Origin of the sequence: Agromyces sp. Leaf222, from assembly GCF_001421565.1 — a bacterium.
Lineage (GTDB): Bacteria > Actinomycetota > Actinomycetes > Actinomycetales > Microbacteriaceae > Agromyces.
Genome location: NZ_LMKQ01000002.1, coordinates 467993 through 490235 on the forward strand (window position 1 = coordinate 467993; position 22243 = coordinate 490235).

Genomic DNA, 22243 nt, shown 5'->3' on the forward strand with positions numbered 1-22243 from the left:
CATCGACGACGTCGACGAGGACGCGTTCGGCGATGCGGCCGACGCAGACGCAGACGACACGGATGCGCCGGAGGACACCGACGCGGACGACGAGGCCGACGGCGACGGATCCGGTCGCCGCGTGGAGTAGCTTCGAAGGATGACCTTCAACCCGAACGCCGACATCAGCGGCGGGAAGGCCTCCAAGCGAGGTCGCAACACCGGCATCGCGGTCGCCGGCGGCTTGGGCGTGATCGCGCTCGTCGTCGTCTCGCAGCTGCTCGGCGTCGACCTCACTGGCCTGCTCGGCGGCGGGGGCGAGGAGACGGCACCCGACTCGAGCATCGAGGAGTGCCTCACCGGCCAGCAGGCCAATGAGCGGGTGGACTGCCGCATGAAGGGGGCGTCGGCGTCGCTCGAGGCGTACTGGGAGCAGGCGGCGCCGCAGGAGCTCGGCCTCTCGTACACCGCCCCGAACGACTTCGTGCAGTTCGACCAGGCCACGAGCACCGGCTGCGGTTCGGCGACGAGCGCGACCGGCCCGTTCTACTGCCCGCCCGACCAGACGATCTACGTCGACGTCACGTTCTTCGACGAGCTCGAGAACCGCTTCGGTTCGAGCGGCGGCCCGCTCGCCCAGATGTACGTCGTGGCGCACGAGTGGGGGCACCACGTGCAGAACCTGGCCGGCACCCTCGAGGCGGCACAGGACGGCCAGACGGGGCCGACGTCGAACAGCGTGCGCACCGAGCTGCAGGCCGACTGCTTCGCGGGGGCGTGGGTCGCGAACGCGGCGAACACGACCGACGACCAGGGCGTCTCGTTCCTCGTGCCGCCGACCGCGGCCGAGGTCGCGGATGCGCTGAGCGCGGCGGCCGCCGTGGGCGACGACCGCATCCAGGAGGCCGCGCAGGGGCAGGTCACGCCGCACACCTTCACGCACGGCACGAGCGAGCAGCGCCAGAGCTGGTTCACGACCGGCTACGAGCAGGGCGCGGCCGCCTGCGACACGTTCGGCATCGACGGCTCGCAGCTCTGAGCCGTTCGGCGCCCGTCGCACGACTCCGAGCATCCGCGCTGGGCACGGGCGTCGCCGAGCACGGCGTTCTCGGTCACGGTGTCGTTGCGAATTCGTCGCAGCACCCGCGTCATGATCGTGCGGCTCGCGCGTCTCTCAGGTGAGGGCACGCAGCGGGCGTGCCGTGAGCGACGGGACACCCGAATGCATCACCAGAGCACCCCTACCGTGCCGCACCGCGAACTCTTCCAGGCAGCAGGTCTTCAGGAGACCGTCGAACTCGCGTGCACGTGCACCCGCGGAGCGGACCACTGGTACTCGCGCCCCGGCGGCCCGATCGAGCACGTCGCCCCGGCCCGCGTTCTCAGCGGATCGCCGAGGCGATCGCCTGCCCCAGCTGCACGGGCTTCGTGAACTGAGGCCAGTGACCGGTGGGCACGTCGAGGTAGTCGACGTCGCGCACCCGGGCGAGCTCGCGCGTGAACGGCGCGTCGGCGGCCAAGTACTCGCGCAGTGCGGCGCTGGGGAACTCCGACGCGATGATCGTGACGGGCACCTCGTAGCGGCGCTCGTCGACGAGGACGATCGGGTCGGCGGCGACGCGGGCCGGCTGCGGCACGGCGCGCGAGCGGAACATCGTGCGCAGGTCCTCGTCGAGGTCGACGAGGTCGGCGTCGTCGAACTCGTCCCACGCGGGCAGCGGGATCTCGCCGTCGACGACGGGGAGCGCGTCGTTGATGGCCTGCCCGTCGGCGAGGGGGCCGGCATCGACGTAGACCACGCGTGCGATGCGGTCGGGCCGCCGGTCGGCGACGCCGTGCGCGATCGGACCGCCGCCCGAGTGGCCGACGAGCACGACGGGCCCGTCGAAGGTGTCGACCAACCGCACGACGGCGTCGATGTGCTCGCGCAGGCCGATGCCCGAGCGGTCGGCGTCGACCGAGTCGAGCCCGGGCAGCGTCACCGGGTGGGTGCGGTGCCCCTGCTCTTCGATGAGGGGGACGACGTCGTTCCACGATGAGGCGTCGAGCCAGAAGCCGGGGATGAGGATGATGTCCATGGCTTCGACGCTACGGCCGCCCTCCGACACCCGCCCGACGCGAGCACGACGATGCCGAGGGCGAGGATCGCGAGCCCGAGCACCGATCCGGGGGCCAGCGTCTCGCCGAGCACGACGACGCCGAGGACCCCGGCGGTCAGGGGCTCCGCGAGCGTCAGCGTCGAGACCACCGCAGGGGCGAGTCCGGCGAGTCCGGCGCCGAAGAGCACGTAGGCGAGCGTCGTCGCGACGAGCCCGAGCCACAGCGCCATCGCGAGCCCGGGCCCGGTCGCGAGCCACGAGGCATCCGTCATCAGCAGCACGGGCAGGCTCACGACCGCCGCGGTGCCGAAGAGCGCCCCCATGCTGCCGGTCGGCGTGAACCCCCGGTCGAGCAGCCACTTGGCGGCGAGCGTATAGACCGCGTACGACGCACCCGCCCCGAGCGAGGCGAGCAGGCCGAGCGGGCTCGCCGTGGCGTGCGAGGGATCGGAGGCCGCGGCGAGCACGGCGACGCCGATCGTCGCGATCGCGGTCGCCACGAGCCAGCGCCGGCCAGGGAAGCGACGGCGGAGCACCCAGTCGAGCCCGCCGGTGAGCACGGGCGCCGATCCCAGGGCGACGACGGTGCCGACGGCCACCCCGTTGGCCGCGGTGCCCGCGAAGAAGGCGGGCTGGTAGGCGAGCACGCCGAGGGCTCCGACGGCGACGACGAGGGCGACGGCGAGCGGATGCCGCGGCGCGGCCGCGTGCGTCGAACGCGTGCCCGTCCTGGCCGCCGGGGTCGCCTGCGCCGCGGCATCCGCACGCCGCCGGCGCCGGACCAGGGCCATGACGGCCGCGACGAGCGCGAGCGCCCCGCCGCCGATGAGGATGCGCGCCGCGCCGATCGAGACGGGATCGGCGTCGGGGCCCAGCGCCTGCGCGGCGCCCGTGGTGCCGAAGCACACGGACGCGAGGAGCACGGCGACGACGAAGGGCATGCGGTGATTGTTCCACAATTCCCGGCGGGCGGATACGAGAGGACGACACGGGGCTGTGCGCCGGGCGGCCGCACCGCCGAATCCCGTCCGTTCCCGGTCGTCGCAGGCGTGCCGTGCGAGTCCCGGCGTCGGTGAGGCGGCGCAGCCCGGTAGGCTCGCATCCTGTCGCCAGCGATGCCGCGCGGCGGATGCGTCCCCCTGCGCGCCGCCGACCCGACGCGGCCGGCCCACTCGAGCTGCGACATCCGTCGACCCAACGGAGGACCCCGTGCGTGCCGTGCTCTTCACCGCGTTCGGCGAGCGACCAGAGCTCGCCGACGTGCCCGAACCCGAATGCCCGCCCCGCGGCGCGGTGATCCGGGTGCGCGCCACCGGCGTCTGCCGCAGCGACTGGCACGGGTGGATGGGCCACGACGACACCATCGCCCTGCCGCACGTGCCGGGCCACGAGTTCGCCGGCGAGATCGCCGAGCTCGGCAGCGAGATCGACCCCGACTCGGGCTGGAGCGTCGGCGACCGCGTCACGGCGCCCTTCATCTGCGCCTGCGGCCGCTGCGCCGAATGCCTCGGCGGCAACGAGCAGGTCTGCGACGCGCAGTCCCAGCCCGGCTTCACGAGGTGGGGCTCCTTCGCCGAGTACGTCGTCGTCGACGAGGCCGAGCTCAACCTGATCCGCCTGCCCGACGCCCTCGGCTTCGTCGAGGCGGCGTCGCTCGGCTGCCGGTTCGCGACCGCCTACCGCGCGATCATCTCGCGCAGCAGGCTTGCGCCCGGAGAGCAGATCGCGGTGCACGGATGCGGCGGGGTCGGCCTCTCGGCCATCATGATCGCCGTCGCCGCGGGCGTCACGGTCTACGGCATCGACGTGTCGGATGCCGCACTCGACGCGGCCGAGAAGCTCGGCGCCGTGCCGGTGCGCGGCGGCGAGGGTGCCGCAGAGCGCATCCTCGCGGCATCCGGAGGCGGCGTCGACGTCTCCGTCGACGCGTTCGGCAGCAGCGAGACGGCGTTCGCCTCGGTGCAGAGCCTGAAGAAGCGGGGACGGCACGTGCAGATCGGGCTCATGGTCGGCTCGAGCGCGCTCGCCGCGATGCCCATGGACGCGGTGATCGCCGGCGAGCTCGAGATCCTCGGCAGCCACGGCATGGCCGCGCACGAGTACCCGTCGATGCTCGGCGCCGTCGCCGAGGAGTTCTTCCGCCCGATCGAGCTCGTCGGCCGCCGCATCAGCCTCGACGAGGTGCCCGACGCGCTCGCCGCGATGGGCACGGCCGGCGCCGCCGGATCGGGCATGACGGTCGTCGAGCTCTAGCCCGGCTGCCCCGCCCGCGCCAGAATGGGCGGATGGATCCGATCGCAGCCCTCGAGGAGATCGCGTTCCTGCTGGAACGCGACCGGGCCTCGGCGTTCAAGTCGAAGGCGTTCCGCAAGGCCGCCGGCATCATCGGCGACCTCCCGGCCGCCGAGCTCGCCGAACGGGTGCGCGACGGACGCCTGAAGCGCACCCCGGGCATCGGCGACACGACGTTCGCCGTCATCGCCGACGCCGTCGATGGCCGGGTGCCCGCCTACCTCATCGCGCTCCGCGAGAAGAGCGGGCCCGCCGCCGGCGCGGCGCCCACGGGCCTCCGCGCGAAGCTGAAGGGCGACCTGCACAGCCACACCGACTGGTCCGACGGCACGACGCCGATCTCGACCATGGCGCGCGCGGCCGAGCTCGTCGGGCTCGAGTACCTCGTCGTCAGCGACCACTCGCCGAACCTCACCATCGCCAACGGGCTCAGCGCCGAGCGCCTGCTCGACCAGCTCGACGTGCTCGACCGGCTGAACGCCGACAGCGACATCCGCCTGCTGTCCGGCATCGAGGTCGACATCCTGCTCGACGGGTCGCTCGACCAGTCGCCAGAGCTGCTCGGCCGGCTCGACGTGGTCGTCGCGAGCATCCACTCCAAGCTCCGCACCGAGTCGAGGGAACTGACCGAGCGGATGCTGCGCGCGGTGCGCAACCCGCGCACGAACGTGCTCGGGCACTGCACGGGCCGGCTCGTCGAGGGTTCGCGCGGCACGCGCCCGCAGTCCACCTTCGACGCGAACGCCGTGTTCGACGCCTGCGCCGAACACGACGTCGCCGTCGAGATCAACTCGCGACCCGAACGCCAGGACCCGCCCGACGACCTGATCGCGCTCGCGCTCGAGGCCGGATGCCGCTTCTCGATCGACAGCGACGCGCATGCCCCGGGCCACTTCGCGTTCCTCGAGCTCGGAGCCGCCCGTGCCGAGGCCAACGGCGTGCCGGCCGAGCGGATCGTGAACACCTGGCCGGCCGAGCAGCTGCTCGACTGGGCGGCGGCGCGCTGAGAGATCGGGTGCGCTGAGGCATCCGCTCGACGGAACGGCCTCGGTCGCGCCTGCGGTCAGGCGGGCGTGCGGGTACGCGCTTCGGAGGCGAGCGAGCGGGCCATCGCGGGCACCGGGAGGTCGGGCGTCGGCACCGGGGCCGATGGCGTCAGCGGTTCGGGAATCGCCGACAACCCGGCGTTCGACGCTGCAGCCTCGGCGAGCTGGTGCAGCCATGCGCGGTTGAGCGACGGCGCGCGGCCGCCCGAGTAGACGAACTCGAGCGCGATCGAGGGGCCGAACCAGACGGTCGTCTCGCGACCGCCCAGCTGCCACGTGAAGGGGAAGGACTCCTGACGGCGCAGCTTGTCGATGATCACGACCTGCAGGTGAGCGAGCAGGCGATCGTCGATGGGGATGCTGCCATTGCCGTTGTAGACGAGCGTGCCCACGGGGCCTCCGGTGGGTTCAGGGGTGATCACGACGTCGGACGACATCGGGATCGGGGAGGGCCGAAGGCGTTCGCCCTGTTCTCGAACCCCACCCCCGGGTGCGTTCGCAGGCCCTACCCGCGAAGTGCATCATACGGTAACCGGGATCGCAGGTTGTGCGTTCTGCACAGCCGCCCGTCCCGGCGCTCGACCAGGCGCTCGATCAGGCCACGTTCTCGTCGGGACGTCCGGGATCGGCCGGTGTGGTTCCGGCGGGCCGGTGCCGTGGGCGATGCGGCACGTAGCGGGGCACCGAACGCTGGAACCCGACGGCTCCGAGCAGGCCGATGACGCCGATCAGCCCGGTCGCGATCGAGAGCGACGCGACCGCCGAGACCCCGGCGATGAGCAGCGGGGCCGCCGCGGCGCCGGCGTCGGTCAGCAGCCGCCACGAGCCGAGGAACGCGGCCGGATCCGCCCGCGGTGCGACATCCGCACCGAGCGTCATGAGCACGCCGCTCGAGAGGCCGTTGCCGATGCCGACGCCGATCGCGGCCACGAGGAACCAGGTCACCGCGTCGGGCAGGTCGTGGGTGAACGCGAGCGCGAGGAACGAGGCGCCCATGAGCAGCATCGACGGCATCGACGCCCAGAGGCGCCCCCACCGGTCCATGATCTGGCCGCTCGAGTAGAAGAGCGCGAACTCGAGCGCGCCGGTCACCCCCACCACGAGCGAGATCGCCTCGGCATCGAGCGCGATCGACACGCCCCAGATCGGGAGCAGGTAGATCCGCGCCTGACGGATGCCCGAGAGCGTCGCCGCCGCGAGGCCGAGCCGGGCGAGCATGCCGCGGAACCGCCACATCGTGGCGAAGACCCCCTCACGTTCCGCGGCGGGCGTCGTCGTGGCCGACACGGGGGTGGATGCGGTGTGCGGCTGCGCATGCGGGAGCATGCCGAGCGCGTCGAGCTCGGACTCGGGGTCGCGACCGAGCAGCACGAGCAGCACGAGCGCCACGAGGCATCCGATGAAGAACCATGCGGTCGCCAGCGGATCGTCGAAGAGGGTCAGCAGGCCCGCCGCGACGAACGGGCCGGCGAACATGCCCAGGCGGAACGACCCGCCGAGCAGCGACAGTGCGCGTGCGCGGTAGGCCAGCGGTGCCCGTGTCGTCATGAACGCGTGCCTGGCGAGGCCGAAGGCCGCCGCGCAGAAGCCGACGCCGAACACCGAGACGCCGAGCACCACGAGGTTCGGCGCGAGCAGGATGCCGGCGGCGCCCACCATGGCCGCACCCGCCGCGACGGCCATCGTCGAGCGCTCGCCGATGCGGTCGACGAGCCATCCGGCGGGGATGTTGCCGATCATGCGTGCGACGACGATCGCCGCGGCGATCAGGGCGGCCTGCGGCACGGTCGCACCGAGCCGCGTGGCGATCACGGGGAGCACCGGCAGCAGCGCGCCCTCGGCGAGCCCGAACAGCAGGGTCGGCCCGTAGATCATGGGCGCGAAACGCCAGAGCACGCTCGCCGTCCCGACCTCCGGTCGGCTCATCGGCTCACGCGCTCGACGCGGTGAGATGGTGTTCGAGCAGGTACTCCGCGATCGCCATCGAGCTCGTCGCCGCCGGCGACGGCGCGTTGCGCACGAGCGTCACGGGCCCGACCTGGTCGACCGCGAAGTCGTCGAGCAGCTCGCCGCCGCGACCCCACGCCTGCGCCCGAACGCCGGCAGCGCCCTTGTGCGCCAGGTCGGACATCTTGAGCTCTGGAATGAACCGACGGGCCTTGCCGAAGTACCTCGACTTGATGAGCGACGCGCTGATCTCGTCGACGCCCATGCGCCAATGCTGCTTCGCGAGCGCTCCGGCGCCGGGCCAGGTCAGCGAGCCCCAGGTGTCCTTGGGCGAGATGGCGAGCCAGCCGTAGCCCTCCCGCGCGAGCGCGGGAACGGCGTTCGGGCCGACGTGCACGGTGTCGTAGACGCCGCGCGTGAAATGCACCCCGAGGAACGGGAACCGGGGGTCGGGCACCGGGTAGACCATGCCCTTCACGAGGTCGGCGCGCTCGGGCGCGAGCTCCCAGTACTCGCCGCGGAACGGCAGGATCCTCGGCGAGGGGTCGGCGCCCACGAGCCTCGCGACGACGTCGGACTGCAGCCCGGCGCACACGATGAGCCGGTCGAACACGTCGTCGGAGACGGGTGTCGTCACGCGCACCCTGCCGCGCTCGAGGCGGATGCCGGTGACCTCGTGCCCGAGGCGGATGCCGCCGCCTGCGGCGCGCACGTCCTGCGCCATCGCCTCGGTGATGCTCGCGTAGTCGACCACGGCGGTGTGCGGCGAGTGCACGGCGGCGATGCCGGCGACGTGCGGCTCGATCTCGCGAAGGCGACCCGGGTCGTCGATGCGGGCGAGGTCGGGCACGCCGTTCTCGATCGACCGGCGCTCGATGTCGGCGAGTGCGGCGAGCTCCGACTCGTCGACCGCCACGACGAGCTTGCCGACCTCGCGGTACGGCAACCCCTTCTCGGCGCAGAAGTCGCGCGTGAGCACGCGGCCGCTCGCGCAGAGGCGGGCCTTCAGCGAGCCCGGCTTGTAGTAGAGCCCGGCGTGCACCACGCCCGAGTTGTGGCCGGTCTGGTGCTGGGCGAGCCGCGGCTCCTTCTCGAGCACGGTCACCTCGTGCCCGCGGCCCGAGAGCGCGCGGGCGAGGGCGATGCCGACGATGCCACCGCCGACGATGCCGATGTGCTCCGCCAACGTCGACTCCTCACTGCCGCGGTCCTGATGCGAGTGTAGAGCGCGGCGGGCGGGTGCGTCGGCCCCCCTGTTCGGCCCTGTTCGGCCGGAGGTCGCCGGTTCGGCGCAGGAGGCTCAGCGGCTTCGGCGCAGGGAGGCTCGGCGGCTACGGCGTCGACTGCACCGCCGAGATCACCGCATCGACGTCGTTCGGCGTGGCGCCGAGTCCCGCCTGCTCGAGCCGGTCGCGCACCATCTGCCGGAGGTCGTCGACATGGCCGAGCAGCGTGTCGCCGCGCACCTGCTCGATGATCCCCTCGAGGCGGTCGTCGCCGTCGGCGTCCGTCAGGCTGCCGTCCTGAACGGGGGAGTCCTGCGTGTCGGGCGTCGTCACGGGCGTCGGCTCGGCGTTCTCGTGGTTGCTCATGACTCGATGCTCGCAAGGGCGCGCGAGACGGCCAACCCCTTGACGGATGCGGCCGGGTCGCCTAACCCGCGGCCCGACGCCGAACTCGGGCCGGGGCCGGACCGCCCAGTCCGGCCCGGGCCCGGCTCCGACGTCACGCTCCGCCGACGAACTCCAGCAGCGCCGCGTTGACCTCGTCGGCGTGCGTCCACAGCAGGCCGTGCGGTGCGCCCTCGATCTCGACGACCGTCGCGTCGGGCAGCCGCTTGGCGAACTCGCGGGCCGTCGCGTCGATCGGCAGGATCCGGTCGGCCGTGCCGTGCAGGATGAGCGCGGGCACGTCGATCTTCTCGACGTCGCCACGGAAGTCGGTGAGCCACGTGTCGACGCAGGCCGAGGCGGCGTACCACGACGCGCCGGCGGCGACCTGCCAGCTGCCGCGCACCGCGTCCTCGGAGATGCGGGTGCCGAGGTTCTCGTCGAGGTTGTAGAAGTTCTCGAAGAAGCCCGTGAACCAGGCGAACCGGTCGCCGGTCGCGGCGGCCTTCAGGTCGTCGAAGTCGGGCGCCGCGCCGGCGGGGTTGTCGGGGGTCTGCCGAAGGTACGGTTCGAGGCTGCCGAGGAACGCCGCCCTCGCGATGCGCCCGCTGCCGTAGGTGCCGAGGTAGCGGCCGACCTCGCCGGTGCCCATCGAGAACCCGACGAGCGTGACCTCCTGCAGGTCGAGCGTCTCGAGCAGCGTGTTCAGGTCGGCCGCGAACGTGTCGTAGTCGTATCCGGTGGTCGGCTTGCTCGAGGCCCCGAACCCGCGGCGGTCGTACGTGATCACGCGATGGCCGGCGTCGAGCAGCGCCCTCGCCTGTTTCTCCCACGACGCGCCATCGAGCGGATACCCGTGGATCAGCACGACCGGCGAGCCGGCTCCGTGGTCTTCGTAGTAGAGCTCGATCGGTGCCGAGTTCTCGGTTCCGACGGATACGAACGGCATGAGGCCCCCTGGTTCTCGTGACGGATGCCGCGGCCGACGTCGGGCGCGACAGGCGCCAGTCCATCACCCGGCCGGACGGCGCACAAGGGCTTGCGATCGGCGGGCGGATCGCCGAGGCATCCGCTCGCCCGTGGTGCACCGGATGACCGGATGGCAGGCCGGGCGACCGGGCGGCGAGGCTACGGCGCCGAGTGCCCGCTGCCGAAGAGCGGCCGCTCGGGCGGCTTGCGCCCGGTCTCCTGTTCCCATGCCTCGAGCTGCTGGGTGAGCGCCTTCGCGAGCTCGAACACCTGCTCGGGTGGAATCCGGATGCGGCTCACGACCTGGCCCGGCACGGCGACCGCACGCGTGCCGTCGGGGTCCTCGACGGTCGACGGCGGCTGGGTGAGGGCGACGTAGTCGATCACGAACACGTTCGGCGTGTGCCAGACGCGCGCGAAGTCGGCGAACACGCCCTGCGCGCGGTCGGACGGCAGGTCGATCTGGAATCGACGCGGAAGATGGTCGTCGCTCACGGTGCTCCCTCGCTCGCGGCCCCGGGTCCCGGATGCCGGATCACACCGGAAGCCGTTCGGCGCCGGTCCTCTCGAAGCTACACGCGCACCGCCGACGGCTCGCGGGCGTTCGCCCCCAGCGCACGTGCGCTGATCCGACGTCCACAGCTAAGGTCGAAACGAGGCGGCATCGTCGCGGCCGTGCAGTTCGAGAACACAGATGAGGGGTCGGAGACATGGGCGAAGCCGTGGCGAAGTCGGGATGGAAGCGGTTCTGGGATCGTGGCGGCTGGTGGAAGGCGCTGCTCTTCGTCGCCGTCTACTACGGGGTCTACCTCGCGCTCGGCAACTTCATCGTCGCGCCGCTGTTCAGCGACTACTTCGGCGAAGAGGGAACGGCGTCCTACATCTTCTTCACGACGGCGCTGCCGATCCTCCTCGCGTGCATCGTGCTCGTGGTGTTCGCCGTCTCGATCGGGTGGCTGAAGGAGCTCTTCGGCCGCCAGCCGATCCGCGGATCGTGGTGGATGTGGATCGCCGTCGCCGTGGTCCTGGTGTTCAACGTCCTGCACCTGCTGACGATCGACTACGGCAAGGCCGGCTTCGAGGTCGTCGCCACCTGGCTGCTGGCCGGGCTGTTCATCGGCTTCGCCGAGGAGGTCGTGACACGGGGGTTCGTCGTGAACCTCATGCGTCGTGCAGGCCACCGCGAGATACTCGTGGCGCTGGCCTCGGCGGGTCTCTTCGCGCTCATGCACCTCGGCAACGTCTTCACGACGACGCAGGGGCTGCCAGCCACCCTCTTCCAGGTGGGTTACACGTTCTTCTTCGGCATCTGCATGTACCTCGCGCTGCGGGTCACGGGCACGCTGGTCGCCCCGATCCTGCTGCACGCCTCGACCGACCCCACGATCTTCCTCTCGACCGAGTACTCGACCGGCGGCGCGCTCGCGACGTTCGGCGGGTTCGGCAACGTCGTGGTGATCTTCACCGGCCTCGTGCTCGTGTTCTTCATCCGCGGCCGGGTCACGAAGGACGCCTACGGCCTGCCCGAGGGCACGTTCGCCGCGGCCGACATCCCCGCGAGCACCGAGAGGTGACCCGTTCAGTCCTTCGGCTCCGACGGTGAGTCGGTGAGCCACGGCGAATACGTCGGATCCGCGACGTCGCCGGGTTCGCAACCCGAGCCGCCGGTCACGATGCTCGCGTCCTCGGTCGTCGTGAAGACGATGCTCGACCGGCGTGCGTTCTCGGCGGCGACCTCGAATCCGAAGGCGCCGGCCTCGCCGGTGCGCAGGATCTCGTAGCCGTTCGCCTTCCAGAGGTCGGCGACTCGGGCGGCGTCGGCGTCGGCGTCGTCGGTACCCGGTCCGGTGCGTTGCAGCTCGAACTGGACCCCGTCGACGCCCTCGCGCGTCGTGCAGCTCAGCGGCACGACCTGATCCTCGTTCGCCCAGTCGCCGTCGATGAGGTCCTGGGTCTGGTCGAAGAGCGCCGAGAGCTCATCGCGTGCGGTCAGCGGGTCCATCGTCGATCCTTCTCCTGTCGTGCAGCCGCAGAGCGCGACGACGAGCATCGTCGCAGCCGCGGCGCACCCGGCCCTGGCGAGCCGGGAGCTCCGCGGATGAGGTGCTCGGGTCATAGTACGGGCCGTTCGTTCGGAGCGGACGTCGGTGCGCCGGGAGCGATGACGAGCCGGTCGGACACGACCTCGTCGACGAAGTCGAGGTTGATGAGCGCGAGATTGCCTCGCTGCGCCGCACCTGACGGAACGCGGCATCCACGAGCGATTCATCGACGGATGCCGCGGCGAGGCCGATGTCGCCCGGGTAGGCCGCGCCGTCGACCGAATCGAGCAGGTCTGCTGCGTCTCGGATGAGACGCGCGAGCTGTTCGAGTGTCGCGCGGTCGAGTTCGAGGTCGGGCATCGATCCATTCCGGGTGGGTCGGAGACGGCGGCGGCCGTCCGATGATCCTAACGATCTTCGAGTGCACGTCGGAGGTTCGGACGCGGCGGCGTTCGCCATCCAACGAGCACCGGGGCGCGCAGCGGGCCCGTGCGATCCCGCGTCGCGTGGACCGCTACGGCGCGGGCGCCTCGACCTGATCCGTGGCGGCGAGCGCGCGGATCAGCGACTGGGCGTCGTACGGCCCGGTGTGCCGGCGACCGTTGATGAAGAGCGTCGGCACCGAGGTGATGCCCATCGCCTCGGCGTCGAGCATGTCGTCGCGCACCCGCCCGGTGACCTTCGACGAGGTGAGGTCGCGCTCGAACTTCTCGACGTCGAGTCCGAGCTCGCCCGCCAGTCGCACGATGTCGGTGGGCCGTTGGTTCTCCTGGTCGGCGAAGAGTCCGCGTTCGAACTCGAAGAACTTGCCCTGCAGCGACGCGGCCTCCGAGGCCTCGGCGCCCGCGAGTGCGTTCGGATGCACCTGCTCGAGCGGTGCGTGCCGCCACACGTAGCGCAGCCGGTCGCCGAGCTCGGACTTGACCTCCTGGATCGACCCTGACGCCTTGAGGCAGAACGGGCACTGGAAGTCGCCGTACTCGACGATCGTGTAGGGCGCGTCGGCCAGGCCGAACACGTGATCGCGGGCGGGGTCGATGGGGCGCGCGAGGGTCTGGCCGCTGTCCTCGTCGGGGCGCGCGGCATCCGAGATCCTGAAGATGACGGTCGCGAGCACGAAGGCGATGACGGATGCCGCCAGCACGCCGACCCTGGCCTCGTTCTGTGCGGCCTCGTCGGTGATCGCGAGGTCGACGATGAAGAGCGAGATCGTGAATCCGATGCCGCAGAGCGCAGCGCCGCCGAGGATCCGGTCGAGGGTGAGGCCGGGGCCGAACTCGCCGAGCTTGAGGACTCGGAGCAGCGCGGTCGACCCGAACACGCCGATGAGCTTGCCGAGCACCAGGCCGATGACGATGCCCCACGTGATCGAGGAGCCGAGCGCATCCGCCAGGATCTCGGGGGAGAGTTGCACGCCGGCGTTGGCGAGCGCGAACAACGGAAGGATCACGTAGGCGACGTACGGCGCGTACGCGGACTGGAGTCGTTCGTTGATCGAGATGGACTCGCGCAGGCTGTTCGCCGCGGCCCGGGCGTACTCGGTGTTCGGCGACTGCCGGAACGTGCGCGCCAGGTCGAGCGCATGCTCGACGTCGCGGCGGTTGGGCCGGTACACGGGCACGAGCAGGGCGATCGCGACGCCCGCGAGCGTCGGGTGCACGCCCGACGCCAGGAACGCCATCCAGACGATGATCGACAGCGTCGCGTAGACGGGACCGCGACCGCCGCGCAGGTAGCGCGTGAAGTACACGCCGGCCAGCCCGACTGCGGCGATCAGGAGCGGCATCGGGTTGAAGTCCTCGGTGTAGACGAGGGCGATGATGCTGAGGGCGCCGATATCGTCGACCACCGCGAGGGCGAGGAGGAACACCCGCAATCGCCCCGGTACCCGTGGGCCGATGAGGGCGAGCGCCCCCACGAGGAACGCGGTGTCGGTCGAGATCACGACGCCCCAGGCGTGCTCCTCGCCTGAGCCGGCGGCGATGAGCACGAACAGCACCGCCGGAACCACGAGCCCGGCGATCGCCGCGACCACCGGCACGATCGCGCGCGACCAGCTCGTGAGCTCGCCGATCGCGAACTCGCGGCGCACCTCGAGCCCCACGGTGAAGAAGAAGATCGCCATCAGCGCGTCGTTCACGACGGCGTGCAACGTGAAGTCGAGGGTGAGGTCGCCGACGCCGACCGACAGGTGCGTCTCCCAGAAGCTCTCGTACGAGCCGAACGACACGTTGGCCCAGACGATCGCAACGACCGTGGCCAGCAGCAGGAGCAGCGCGCCGATGCGGTTCTGCCCGACCGCGCGGACCTTCTCGGCGATCGACCTCCGCGATCGCTGACCCCGGCGCCCCGTGGCGCGGGCTGGCTCGGAGGAGCGGCCGATCGTGACGTTGGTCATCGACGTATTCTCGCCGACACCCGGATGGGCGACAAGCGATCCGGGTGTCACGTCACGGCCGCGACATCCGCTCGAAATCAGTTCGAGAGTTGACAGTTAGAGTTCTAATGATTAGAGTTCTGAATATGGAAGCACAGGAGAACCGACCCGCCAGCGCGCTCGAGCTGGTCCGTTGGATCGGCTGGGCGCAGATGAAGGCCGGCGAAGACTGGATCCGCGAGCGCGAACTCAGTCACGCGCAGAGCTTCGTGCTCGGCTACCTCGTGCAGAACCCCGGTGCGATCCAGCGCGACATCGCGCAGATCACCCGCACGAGTGCGGCGAGCGTCACGAGTCTCCTGCAGGGCCTCGAGCGCCGCGGCCTCGTCGAGCGGCGCACCGACGCCGGCAACGAGCGCAGCAAGCGCGTCTACGCCACCGAGGCCGGCGCCGAGCTCATCGCCGGGTTCGAGACGGCCATGGCCGCCGCCGACGACACGATCCTCGCGCCGCTGAGCGCGACCGAGCGGGGCGAACTCATCGCCCTCCTCCAGAAAGTCACCGCGCACCTGCCGCAACCCACCCGGTCCTAGACCGGGAGCGCGCCCGAGTCGATCCGGCTCGCCCGCGCACCCACTCCCTCTTCTCCTCGCCGTGCCGGCGCTCGTCGGCGCGCGCTCCAGCCTGCCCGGAAGGGAGCAGCCATGAGCACCACGAACCTCGAATCATCTGAAATCCACGTCGAAACCCCCGAAGCCGGCACCGACCGCTGGTACCTCGCCTCGGCGCCCATCGTGCGCGCCCTCGTGCACCTCTGCGTGCCGATGGCCGCCGCGATGATCGTCGGCGCCGTCTACAACGTCATCAACGCGGGCTTCATCGGCTCGCTGCACGACGCCACCCTGCTCGCCGCGATCACGTTCGCGGCCCCGCTGCTCGGCCTGGTCATGGGCGTCGGCGGCGTGTTCGGCGTCGGCGGTGGCGCGCTCATCTCCCGCCTGCTCGGCGCTGCGGAGCACGACCCCGCGAAGGCCGGCGAGATCAAGCACGTCTCGTCGTTCGCGCTGTGGGGCTCCGTCATCACGGGCGCCGTGCTCGGCGGTCTCGGGCTGCTGCTCCTGCATCCGCTCGTCTCACTGCTCGGTGCGGATGCCGCCGCGGTGCCCGCGACCAGCTCGTTCGTCGGGGTCATGCTCGCGTTCGTCCCGGTGCTCGCCGCGGCCTTCTGCCTCGAGCAGCTCGTGAGGGCCGAGGGCGCCGCGCGCCAGGTCATGATCGCGCTCATCGCCTCGACGGTCGCGAACATCGTGTTCGACATCCTGTTCATCCTCGTGCTGCCGTGGGGCGTGGCGGGTGCCGCCCTCGCGATGGGGCTGTCGAACCTCGGCGTCGTCGCCTACTTCGCCATCTGGCTGCGCCGCCGCAGCGCCCACCTGAGCCTCGCGCCCCGGTGGTTCACGCTCTCGCCTGCCGTGCTGAAGCCGGTCTTCGGGGTCGGGGTCGGCGAGCTGCTGCAGTCCGGCTTCCTCATCGTCACCGCGCTCGTGCTCAACAACCTCGCCGTCGCCTACGGCGACACCGCGCTCGCGGCCATGGGCGTCGCCGTGCGCATCGCGCAGGTGCCGGAGTTCCTCGTCATGGGCGTCACGCTCGGCGTGCTGCCGCTGCTCGCCTACGCGTACGGCAAGGGCGACCGCGCCCGTCTCAGGTCGGCGCTGCGGGTCTCGGCGATCACGGTCGGCGGCATCGTGCTCGTCTCGGCGACGACGCTGATCGCGTTCAGCGAGCAGGTGTTCTCGATGTTCGTCGCCGACCGATCGGTGCTCGCGATCGGCGCCACGATCCTCACGGCTCAGCTCGTGGCGATGGTCGCGAACGGCTTCGCCGGCCTCATCACGTCGTTCTTCCAGGCGACCGGACGGGCGAGTGCGGCGATCGTCATGGGCCTGGCTCAGGGCGTGCTCTTCATTCCGATCGTCATCCTCGGCAACCTCTGGTTCGGGCTGGCCGGCATCATCTGGTCGCTGACGATCTCCGAGGGCATCGTGCTGGTGGTCGGCATCGTCATGTGGCTCGCCTCGCGTCGAGCGATCGAGCGCGGACTCGCCGAAGCCGTCAGCGGCGGCGACGCGGTGCTCCAGCCGTCCGCCGCCTGAGCCATGCGGGGCCCGCGGCGCGCTTGAGCGCTGCGGGCCGTCGCGCACGCGAGCGCTCCATGGCCCGGCACCTGCACGAGCGGGTACGGGCCGCGACCGCGTTCACGACGCGGTCGGGCGCTCCTGGTCTCGAGGTTCGTCGGCGGTATCGCCGCGCTCGGGGCGCTCGGCCGCATCACCGCGCTCGCCGGTCTCGCCGCGCTCGGCTGCGCGGCGACCGCGTTCGCGCAACGCCCGACGGTCGAGCACGAGCCCGAGCACGAGTTCGCCGACCGCTGCGCCGCCACGGAGGATGAGCTCGAGCATGGGGCGCCTTTCGGATCGAACCGGCGGTGACGCTCGACGACGTGCGGCCGTCGAGCCGGAAACACGAAAGCCCCGCGCGACCGGAGTCGGGCGGGGCTGGTGGTGGCTCCGACGGGCGTCGATCCCGTGACCTCACGATTTTCAGTCGTGCGCTCTACCAACTGAGCTACAGAGCCTCGAGGGACGAATCGCCTCGAGTAAGGAGAAAAGCCCCTTCTCTCGTAAGGGAAAGGGCTTGTCGCCTGAGCGACCCTGACGGGACTTGAACCCGCGACCTCCGCCGTGACAGGGCGGCACGCTAACCAACTGCGCTACAGGGCCTCGATGTGCTTTCGCACGTGAAGCTATTCAATTGTACGTGATGTTCTGAGTGCTTTTGACCTTCAGAACGTGACCTTCGTGAGTGACCCCAACGGGATTCGAACCCGTGCTGCCGCCGTGAAAGGGCGGTGTCCTAGGCCACTAAACGATGGGGCCGGAGGTCTTGCCTGGGGCATGACCGCCGAGAAGCAAGCATACGGGTCGATTCGCCGAATGGCAAAACGAGCGCGGCGGATGCATCGGCGACCGTGTCGCGACCCCCGCCGCGGCATCCGCCACACGCCTGCGAAATGCCCGAATCACGCGTGAGGCGTGCCTATGGTGAGGCTGCCACCCTGCACCGAGAGCGAGGAGCGACAGGCCCCGCACGCCTGCACGACACCCCATGGAACGCACCGCTTCACGCACATCGACCGCCAGAACCCGCCGCCTCGTCGCGGGCCTCGCGGTCGTCGCCGCAGCGCTCATCGGAACGGTGCAGCCGATCTCGACGCCCCAGGCCGCATGGGCCGCCGACTACCCCACGTGGGACGAGCTGCAGCAGGCGAAGGCCGACACCAAGGCCGGCGCCGCGGCGGTCACCGAGATCACGGGGCTCATCGCCCAGCTCGAGGACAACGTGGCCGCAACGCGCGCCGAGGCCGAGCGGCGCACCGACGAGCTCATCGTCGCCCAGCAGGCCTACGACGACGCGGTGCTGCGGGCCGACCAGATTCAGGCGCAGGCCGATGCCGCGGCGCAGGAGGCCGCGAAGGCCGAGGCGAACGCCGGGCAGGTCGCCGCGCAGCTCTACCGGGCGGGCACGACGGATGTCGGCGTCACCCTGTTCCTCGACGCGGGCGACGCGGTCGCGACCGAGACGCTGCTCGGCAAGCTCGGCAGCATGGAGAAGATGGTCGAGCGCACCTCGGCCATCTACGACGGAGCGAGCGAGGCGGCCAACACCGCGACCTCGCTCGCCGGCCAGGCCGAGGTCGCCAGGGGCGAGCGCGAGAAGCTCAGGCTCGCGGCCGAGGCGGCGCTCGTGGCGGCGCAGGAGGCGCAGGCCGCGGCCGAGGCGGCCCTCGCCGAGTCCGAGGCGAAGAAGGTGGAGCTCGAGCAGCAGCTGAAGTTCCTCAAGGACACCGAGGCGAAGACCTCCGCGGCCTACGAGGAGGGCGAGCGCATCCGCAAGGAGGAGGAGCGCAAGCGCCGCGAGGCCGAGGAGAAGCGACGGCAGGAGGCGCTCGCCAACGGCTCGCCCGGTACCATCGCGAGCTCCGGCTGGGCGCTGCCGGCCTGGGGTTCCATCACCGGCAGTTACGGGCCGCGCTCGTCGATCTGCACCTCGGGGGGCTGCTCGAACAGCTTCCACTACGCGACCGACCTCGGCACCGGATGCGACGCCCCGATCTTCGCGGCGAACAGCGGCGTCGTGCGCTTCGCCGGCTGGTCGGGCACGTACGGCAACTACATCCAGATCGACCACGGCGGCGGCGTGTGGACCGGCTACGCGCACATCCGCGACGGCGGCACCTTCGTCGGCTACGGCCAGTGGGTCGAGGCGGGTCAGAACATCGCGGCCAGCGGAACGACGGGCGCGTCGACCGGCTGTCACCTGCACTTCGAGGTCTACACCGACGGGTACCGCATCGACCCGGTCCCGTTCATGGCGGCGCGAGGAGTCGGCCTTGGTTGAGAACCGCACCCGCCCCGTGTCGCGCGTGAAGCCCGCGACCGTGTTCTCGACGGTCGCGATCGGCGCGGTCGCGGCATCCGTCGCCGCAGCGGGAGGCCCGGCCTTCGCCGACCCCGACTACCCGTCGTGGAGCGAGATCGAGCAGGCCAAGGCGAACGAGCACACCAAGCAGGCCGAGATCGACCGCGTCGGCACGCTGCTCGCGGGGCTGCAGACGGCAGCGGATGCCGCGGCCGAGGCGTCGATGCGCGCCGACGAGGCCTGGCGGGTCGCCGTCGACGAACGCGATCGGGCCGCTGATCGCGAGCAGAAGCTCGCCGTGCAGGCCGACGAGGCCGATGCCGTCGCCGAGATCTCGAAGATGCGCGCCGGCCTCCTCGCCGCGCACCTCGCGAAGTCCGCGGGCAGCGACCTCTCGGCCGAGCTCGTGCTGTCCGGCGACGATGCGAGCAAGCTCCTGCGGCAGCTGGGCATGGCCTCGAAGATCGGCGAGCAGGCGAACGACCTCTACGAGCAGGCGACCGCCGACCGCAACACGGCCGATGCGCTCCGCGCCCAGGCAGCGGATGCCGCGGCCGAGCGTCAGCGCCTCGCCGCCCTCGCGGAGTCCAGGGCCGATGAGGCCGCAGCCGCAGCGGATGCCGCGAACGCGGCCGTCGCCGAGCAGCAGCAGCGGTCGCAGGAGCTGTACGCGCAGCTCGCGAGCCTGCAGGGCACGACCGCCGAGCTTGAGCGCGAGCGGGCAGAGGGGCAGGCGCGCGAGGCGGCCGAGGCGGCGGCCGCGGCACGTGCCGCAGCGGAGGCGGCGGCAGCGGCGGCAGCGGCGGAGGCAGCCGAGGAGGCCGCGAACGGCGGCGGTTCCGGAGGCGATGGCGGGGGAGACGGCGGCGGAGGCGGTGGCACCGGCGGGGGCGGAACGGTCGACCCGGCCCCGGCGCCCGGCCCGCCGAACGCAGGAGCCGTCGAGACGGCGATCTGGTTCGCGAGCCAGCAGTTGGGGGAGCCCTACGTGCTCGGCGGAGCGGGGCCCGACGTGTGGGACTGCTCGGGCCTCACCCAAGCGGCGTACGGCGCTGCGGGCATCGGCATCGGCACGCATTCGGCGACGAACCAGTACTACACGCTCGCCGCCCGCGGCCAGGCCGTGCCGCTGTGGGACATCCAGCGCGGCGACCTGCTGTTCTGGGGCGGGGGCGGCGACTACTACCACGTGGCGATCTACCTCGGCGGCGGACGCATCCTCGAGGCGCCCCGCGAGGGCGTGCCCGTGCGCGACTACTTCATCTGGGGCTCGCCCGCCGCGGCGGCCCGCCCGGCCGGCTGAGCCGCGAACACCCTGCCGGACCCTGCAGCGGGGACGCTCGTGGTGGCTTCCGGGGCGTCGAACCCGCAACGGGCGTCCCCGCCGGTCCCGCCCGGTCGAGCGGATTCGCCGTGGGCACGCGAAAGGGGCGAGCCGTTCGGCCCGCCCCTTCGGCGGTGCGGATGCCGCGGCATCCGCTCGGTCTCAGTGACCAGGTCGCAGTGACCCGGTCTCAGTGACCCGGGAACGCCGTGATGCCGGCCTGGATGATGGCCTCGGCCTCAGCGGCGTCGCCCCAACCCTCGGTCTTGACCCATTTGCCGGGCTCGAGGTCCTTGTAGTGCTCGAAGAAGTGCTCGATCTCCTTGCGCGTGAACTCGGGAATCGAGTCGACGTCCTGGATGTGGTTCCAGCGCGGGTCGCCGGCGGGCACCGCGATGACCTTGGCGTCGCTGCCGCCGTCGTCGGTCATGTTGAACACGCCGACGGGGCGCACCTTGACGCCGACGCCCGGGAAGAGCGGGTAGTCGAGCAGCACGAGCACGTCGACGGGGTCGCCGTCGAGGCCGAGCGTGTTCTCGAAGTAGCCGTAGTCGGTCGGGTACACGAAGGTCGTGTAGAGCACGCGGTCCAGGAACACCCGGCCGGTCTCGTGGTCGACCTCGAACTTGTTGCGGCTCCCCTTGGGGATCTCGATGACGGCGGCGTACTCGCCCATGTGGGTTCTCCTTGATTGTGGAAGCACGGTCTGGAAGCGTGCGCCGTGGCCGGCCCCGGGGCCGGTCGCCATCGGCGGAATAAGGTTACTTGATGCCTCCTGCCACCGAACCGGATGAGTCGACGGATGCCGCGACGAGCCGTCGCCCGCGCCTGACCCCGTCGATCGCCGACGTCCGACGGGCGGTGCGCGCCGTGCTGCCGAGCGCTGATGGCGCCTCGCCGCTCGTGCTCGTCGCCCTCTCCGGCGGACCCGACTCGCTCGCGCTCGCCGCGGCCGCCGCGTTCGAGGCGCCGCGGGCGGGCCTTCGCGCGGGTGCCGTCATCGTCGACCACGGGCTGCAGGCCGGTTCGGCCGAGGTCGCCGAGCGCGCTGCGGGGCAGGCCCGCAGTCTGGGGCTCGACCCGGTGCTCGTGCGCCGCGTCGAGGTCGGCGGCGAGGGCGGCCCCGAGGCATCCGCCCGCCGTGCACGGTATGCCGCGCTCGACGAGGCCGCGACGTCGACGGATGCCGCGTCCGTGCTGCTCGGGCACACGCTCGACGACCAGGCCGAGACCGTGCTGCTCGGGCTCGCCCGTGGATCAGGGGCGGCGAGCCTCGCCGGCATGCCCGCCCGCGCGGGGCGCTACGTTCGGCCGCTGCTCGGCATCCGCCGCGCGACGACCCGCGAGGCCTGCCTCGACGCCGGACTCGAGCCGTGGATCGACCCGCACAACGTGGACCCGTCCTATGCGCGCGTCCGCGTGCGCGACCGGGTGCTGCCCGTGCTCGAAGCCGAGCTGGGGCCGGGCATCGCCGAGGCGCTCGTGCGCACGGCCGAGCAGCTGCGCGAAGACGACGAAGCCTTCGAGGCCCAGATCGAGGAGCTCATCGAGGAGATCTGCGAGCCCGCCGAGGCCGGCATCGCCGTGTCGGTCGGCGTGCTCGCCGCGAACCCGGCGGCGCTGCGCCAGCGCATCATCCGCCACGTGATCGGCAGCGAGTTCGGCATCTCGCTCTCACGCGTGCAGACGCTCGAGGTCGCGAGGCTCGTCACCGACTGGCACGGGCAGGGCCCGCTCGACCTTCCGGGCGGCGTGCGCGCCACCCGCGCCGGCGCCTACGTCGTGTTCTCGACGACCGGGTCGACCGAGGTGCTGCCGCACGATCACTGATGCACTTGGAACCTCTGGGGCCCCGCCGCCGCCGCTACCTTTTCAGGACCACATAGGTCATGGTTGCATATTGCACGTATGAGCGATGTGGGCCTGAAAAGGTCGCTCGGACGTGTCGGTGGGAAGTGAACTGGGAGGTGGGCCCCGATCAGGGCGACCCCTCCCGGGTGCGTGCGATTAGGCTCGTGGCATCCGTTCGTCGATCACCCCCTGACGCACGTGATCCTGCAACACACCGCACAGAAG

The 22243-nt window shown here is 71.5% G+C and carries 20 protein-coding genes, 3 tRNA genes and 1 pseudogene; 9 read left to right on the forward strand and 15 right to left on the reverse strand.

Translation table 11 applies throughout. The features are described 5' to 3' along the window. Nucleotides 1–139 precede the first annotated feature (139 nt). Nucleotides 140–1018 (forward strand): neutral zinc metallopeptidase, encoded by an 879-nt coding sequence (locus ASE68_RS16965; protein WP_055862359.1) that lies wholly within the window; start codon nucleotides 140–142, stop codon nucleotides 1016–1018. A gap of 343 nt (nucleotides 1019–1361) precedes the next feature. Here ASE68_RS16965 and ASE68_RS16970 read toward each other — a convergent pair whose 3' ends face one another. Both ASE68_RS16970 and ASE68_RS16975 read right to left on the reverse strand, forming a co-directional pair. Next, on the reverse strand, nucleotides 1362–2057 hold the full coding sequence (locus ASE68_RS16970; RefSeq protein ID WP_055862361.1) for an alpha/beta fold hydrolase: 696 nt from the start codon (nucleotides 2055–2057) through the stop codon (nucleotides 1362–1364). Beyond that, complete coding sequence (locus tag ASE68_RS16975; RefSeq protein ID WP_082462445.1) at nucleotides 1958–3019, reverse strand: EamA family transporter; 1062 nt, start codon at nucleotides 3017–3019, stop codon at nucleotides 1958–1960. The genes ASE68_RS16970 and ASE68_RS16975 overlap by 100 nt, the downstream gene beginning before the upstream one ends. 268 nt (nucleotides 3020–3287) lie before the next feature. On the opposite strand from ASE68_RS16975, the gene ASE68_RS16980 reads away from it, so the two are divergent. Together ASE68_RS16980 and ASE68_RS16985 are read left to right on the forward strand one after the other, a co-directional pair. Continuing rightward, complete coding sequence (locus ASE68_RS16980) at nucleotides 3288–4331, forward strand: zinc-dependent alcohol dehydrogenase family protein (RefSeq protein WP_055862363.1); 1044 nt, start codon at nucleotides 3288–3290, stop codon at nucleotides 4329–4331. Nucleotides 4332–4363: 32 nt separating this feature from the next. Further along, a complete protein-coding gene (locus ASE68_RS16985) occupies nucleotides 4364–5377 on the forward strand; it encodes a PHP domain-containing protein (RefSeq protein WP_055862365.1) in 1014 nt (337 codons plus the stop codon). Between the two features lie 56 nt (nucleotides 5378–5433). On the opposite strand, the gene ASE68_RS16990 is transcribed toward ASE68_RS16985, so the two are convergent. The 6 genes and pseudogenes from ASE68_RS16990 to ASE68_RS17015 form a co-directional block, all read right to left on the reverse strand. After that, the gene (locus ASE68_RS16990; protein WP_369800094.1) at nucleotides 5434–5853 is read right to left on the reverse strand and encodes an ATP-dependent DNA ligase; all 420 of its coding nucleotides are present in this window, start codon (nucleotides 5851–5853) and stop codon (nucleotides 5434–5436) included. Nucleotides 5854–6010: 157 nt separating this feature from the next. Then, nucleotides 6011–7342: an MFS transporter gene (locus ASE68_RS16995; RefSeq protein WP_055862366.1), complete on the reverse strand. Its 1332-nt coding sequence runs from the start codon at nucleotides 7340–7342 to the stop codon at nucleotides 6011–6013. 4 nt (nucleotides 7343–7346) lie between these two features. Further along, nucleotides 7347–8564: pseudogene (gene lhgO / locus ASE68_RS17000) on the reverse strand (L-2-hydroxyglutarate oxidase); the annotation flags it as partial. A gap of 130 nt (nucleotides 8565–8694) precedes the next feature. After that, entirely contained in the window at nucleotides 8695–8955 is a 261-nt protein-coding gene (locus ASE68_RS17005) for a hypothetical protein (RefSeq protein WP_055862370.1), read from the reverse strand. Between the two features lie 133 nt (nucleotides 8956–9088). Continuing rightward, nucleotides 9089–9922 (reverse strand): alpha/beta fold hydrolase, encoded by an 834-nt coding sequence (locus ASE68_RS17010; RefSeq protein ID WP_055862372.1) that lies wholly within the window; start codon nucleotides 9920–9922, stop codon nucleotides 9089–9091. Between the two features lie 179 nt (nucleotides 9923–10101). Then, a complete protein-coding gene (locus tag ASE68_RS17015) occupies nucleotides 10102–10437 on the reverse strand; it encodes a DUF3467 domain-containing protein (RefSeq protein ID WP_055862374.1) in 336 nt (111 codons plus the stop codon). Nucleotides 10438–10652: 215 nt separating this feature from the next. On the opposite strand from ASE68_RS17015, the gene ASE68_RS17020 reads away from it, so the two are divergent. Then, nucleotides 10653–11516, forward strand: coding sequence for a CPBP family intramembrane glutamic endopeptidase (locus tag ASE68_RS17020; protein ID WP_055862376.1), 864 nt, complete (start codon nucleotides 10653–10655; stop codon nucleotides 11514–11516). Nucleotides 11517–11521: 5 nt separating this feature from the next. Here ASE68_RS17020 and ASE68_RS17025 read toward each other — a convergent pair whose 3' ends face one another. Together ASE68_RS17025 and nhaA are read right to left on the reverse strand one after the other, a co-directional pair. Then, nucleotides 11522–11944, reverse strand: a complete 423-nt coding sequence (locus ASE68_RS17025) for a hypothetical protein (RefSeq protein ID WP_055862378.1) — start codon at nucleotides 11942–11944, stop codon at nucleotides 11522–11524. Between the two features lie 554 nt (nucleotides 11945–12498). Continuing rightward, complete coding sequence (gene nhaA, locus ASE68_RS17035; RefSeq protein ID WP_055862383.1) at nucleotides 12499–14382, reverse strand: Na+/H+ antiporter NhaA; 1884 nt, start codon at nucleotides 14380–14382, stop codon at nucleotides 12499–12501. Between the two features lie 125 nt (nucleotides 14383–14507). Here nhaA and ASE68_RS17040 point away from each other — a divergent pair, with 125 nt between their 5' ends. Then, a complete protein-coding gene (locus ASE68_RS17040; RefSeq protein WP_055862386.1) occupies nucleotides 14508–14954 on the forward strand; it encodes a MarR family winged helix-turn-helix transcriptional regulator in 447 nt (148 codons plus the stop codon). A gap of 111 nt (nucleotides 14955–15065) precedes the next feature. Continuing rightward, nucleotides 15066–16517, forward strand: a complete 1452-nt coding sequence (locus tag ASE68_RS17045) for an MATE family efflux transporter (protein ID WP_055862388.1) — start codon at nucleotides 15066–15068, stop codon at nucleotides 16515–16517. A 102-nt stretch (nucleotides 16518–16619) separates the two neighbouring features. Here the strand turns inward: ASE68_RS17045 and ASE68_RS17050 are convergent, their stop codons facing one another. From ASE68_RS17050 to ASE68_RS17065, 4 genes are all read right to left on the reverse strand, one after another. Further along, the gene (locus tag ASE68_RS17050) at nucleotides 16620–16823 is read right to left on the reverse strand and encodes a hypothetical protein (RefSeq protein WP_055862390.1); all 204 of its coding nucleotides are present in this window, start codon (nucleotides 16821–16823) and stop codon (nucleotides 16620–16622) included. A 100-nt stretch (nucleotides 16824–16923) separates the two neighbouring features. Further along, nucleotides 16924–16999: transfer RNA gene (locus tag ASE68_RS17055), tRNA-Phe, on the reverse strand. 71 nt (nucleotides 17000–17070) lie between these two features. Next, nucleotides 17071–17144, reverse strand: a tRNA-Asp gene (locus ASE68_RS17060). An 83-nt stretch (nucleotides 17145–17227) separates the two neighbouring features. Then, nucleotides 17228–17300, reverse strand: a tRNA-Glu gene (locus ASE68_RS17065). Nucleotides 17301–17529: 229 nt separating this feature from the next. Between ASE68_RS17065 and ASE68_RS17070 the strand changes: the two genes are divergently transcribed. Together ASE68_RS17070 and ASE68_RS17075 are read left to right on the forward strand one after the other, a co-directional pair. Next, nucleotides 17530–18822 carry a M23 family metallopeptidase gene (locus tag ASE68_RS17070; RefSeq protein WP_055862392.1) on the forward strand — a complete coding sequence of 431 codons (1293 nt, stop codon included), beginning with the start codon at nucleotides 17530–17532 and terminating at the stop codon, nucleotides 18820–18822. After that, a complete protein-coding gene (locus ASE68_RS17075; protein ID WP_235481083.1) occupies nucleotides 18815–20146 on the forward strand; it encodes a C40 family peptidase in 1332 nt (443 codons plus the stop codon). Before ASE68_RS17070 ends, ASE68_RS17075 begins: the two co-directional genes overlap by 8 nt. A gap of 211 nt (nucleotides 20147–20357) precedes the next feature. On the opposite strand, the gene ASE68_RS17080 is transcribed toward ASE68_RS17075, so the two are convergent. Continuing rightward, entirely contained in the window at nucleotides 20358–20843 is a 486-nt protein-coding gene (locus ASE68_RS17080; protein ID WP_055862396.1) for an inorganic diphosphatase, read from the reverse strand. Nucleotides 20844–20935: 92 nt separating this feature from the next. Between ASE68_RS17080 and tilS the strand changes: the two genes are divergently transcribed. Continuing rightward, nucleotides 20936–21997 carry a tRNA lysidine(34) synthetase TilS gene (gene tilS / locus ASE68_RS17085; protein ID WP_055862398.1) on the forward strand — a complete coding sequence of 354 codons (1062 nt, stop codon included), beginning with the start codon at nucleotides 20936–20938 and terminating at the stop codon, nucleotides 21995–21997. The last annotated feature ends 246 nt before the right edge of the window (nucleotides 21998–22243 follow it).

What these genes read in the sequence shown, in the direction of transcription:
- ASE68_RS16965 (WP_055862359.1), top strand. Translation starts at nt 140, where the DNA reads ATGACCTTCAACCCGAACGCCGACATCAGCGGCGGGAAGGCCTCCAAG.
- ASE68_RS16970 (WP_055862361.1), bottom strand. Translation starts at nt 2,057, where the DNA reads ATGGACATCATCCTCATCCCCGGCTTCTGGCTCGACGCCTCATCGTGG.
- ASE68_RS16975 (WP_082462445.1), bottom strand. Translation starts at nt 3,019, where the DNA reads ATGCCCTTCGTCGTCGCCGTGCTCCTCGCGTCCGTGTGCTTCGGCACC.
- ASE68_RS16985 (WP_055862365.1), top strand. Translation starts at nt 4,364, where the DNA reads ATGGATCCGATCGCAGCCCTCGAGGAGATCGCGTTCCTGCTGGAACGC.
- ASE68_RS16990 (WP_369800094.1), bottom strand. Translation starts at nt 5,853, where the DNA reads ATGTCGTCCGACGTCGTGATCACCCCTGAACCCACCGGAGGCCCCGTG.
- ASE68_RS16995 (WP_055862366.1), bottom strand. Translation starts at nt 7,342, where the DNA reads ATGAGCCGACCGGAGGTCGGGACGGCGAGCGTGCTCTGGCGTTTCGCG.
- ASE68_RS17005 (WP_055862370.1), bottom strand. Translation starts at nt 8,955, where the DNA reads ATGAGCAACCACGAGAACGCCGAGCCGACGCCCGTGACGACGCCCGAC.
- ASE68_RS17010 (WP_055862372.1), bottom strand. Translation starts at nt 9,922, where the DNA reads ATGCCGTTCGTATCCGTCGGAACCGAGAACTCGGCACCGATCGAGCTC.
- ASE68_RS17020 (WP_055862376.1), top strand. Translation starts at nt 10,653, where the DNA reads ATGGGCGAAGCCGTGGCGAAGTCGGGATGGAAGCGGTTCTGGGATCGT.
- ASE68_RS17025 (WP_055862378.1), bottom strand. Translation starts at nt 11,944, where the DNA reads ATGGACCCGCTGACCGCACGCGATGAGCTCTCGGCGCTCTTCGACCAG.
- nhaA (WP_055862383.1), bottom strand. Translation starts at nt 14,382, where the DNA reads ATGACCAACGTCACGATCGGCCGCTCCTCCGAGCCAGCCCGCGCCACG.
- ASE68_RS17040 (WP_055862386.1), top strand. Translation starts at nt 14,508, where the DNA reads ATGGAAGCACAGGAGAACCGACCCGCCAGCGCGCTCGAGCTGGTCCGT.
- ASE68_RS17045 (WP_055862388.1), top strand. Translation starts at nt 15,066, where the DNA reads ATGAGCACCACGAACCTCGAATCATCTGAAATCCACGTCGAAACCCCC.
- ASE68_RS17050 (WP_055862390.1), bottom strand. Translation starts at nt 16,823, where the DNA reads ATGCTCGAGCTCATCCTCCGTGGCGGCGCAGCGGTCGGCGAACTCGTG.
- ASE68_RS17070 (WP_055862392.1), top strand. Translation starts at nt 17,530, where the DNA reads ATGGAACGCACCGCTTCACGCACATCGACCGCCAGAACCCGCCGCCTC.
- ASE68_RS17080 (WP_055862396.1), bottom strand. Translation starts at nt 20,843, where the DNA reads ATGGGCGAGTACGCCGCCGTCATCGAGATCCCCAAGGGGAGCCGCAAC.
- tilS (WP_055862398.1), top strand. Translation starts at nt 20,936, where the DNA reads ATGCCTCCTGCCACCGAACCGGATGAGTCGACGGATGCCGCGACGAGC.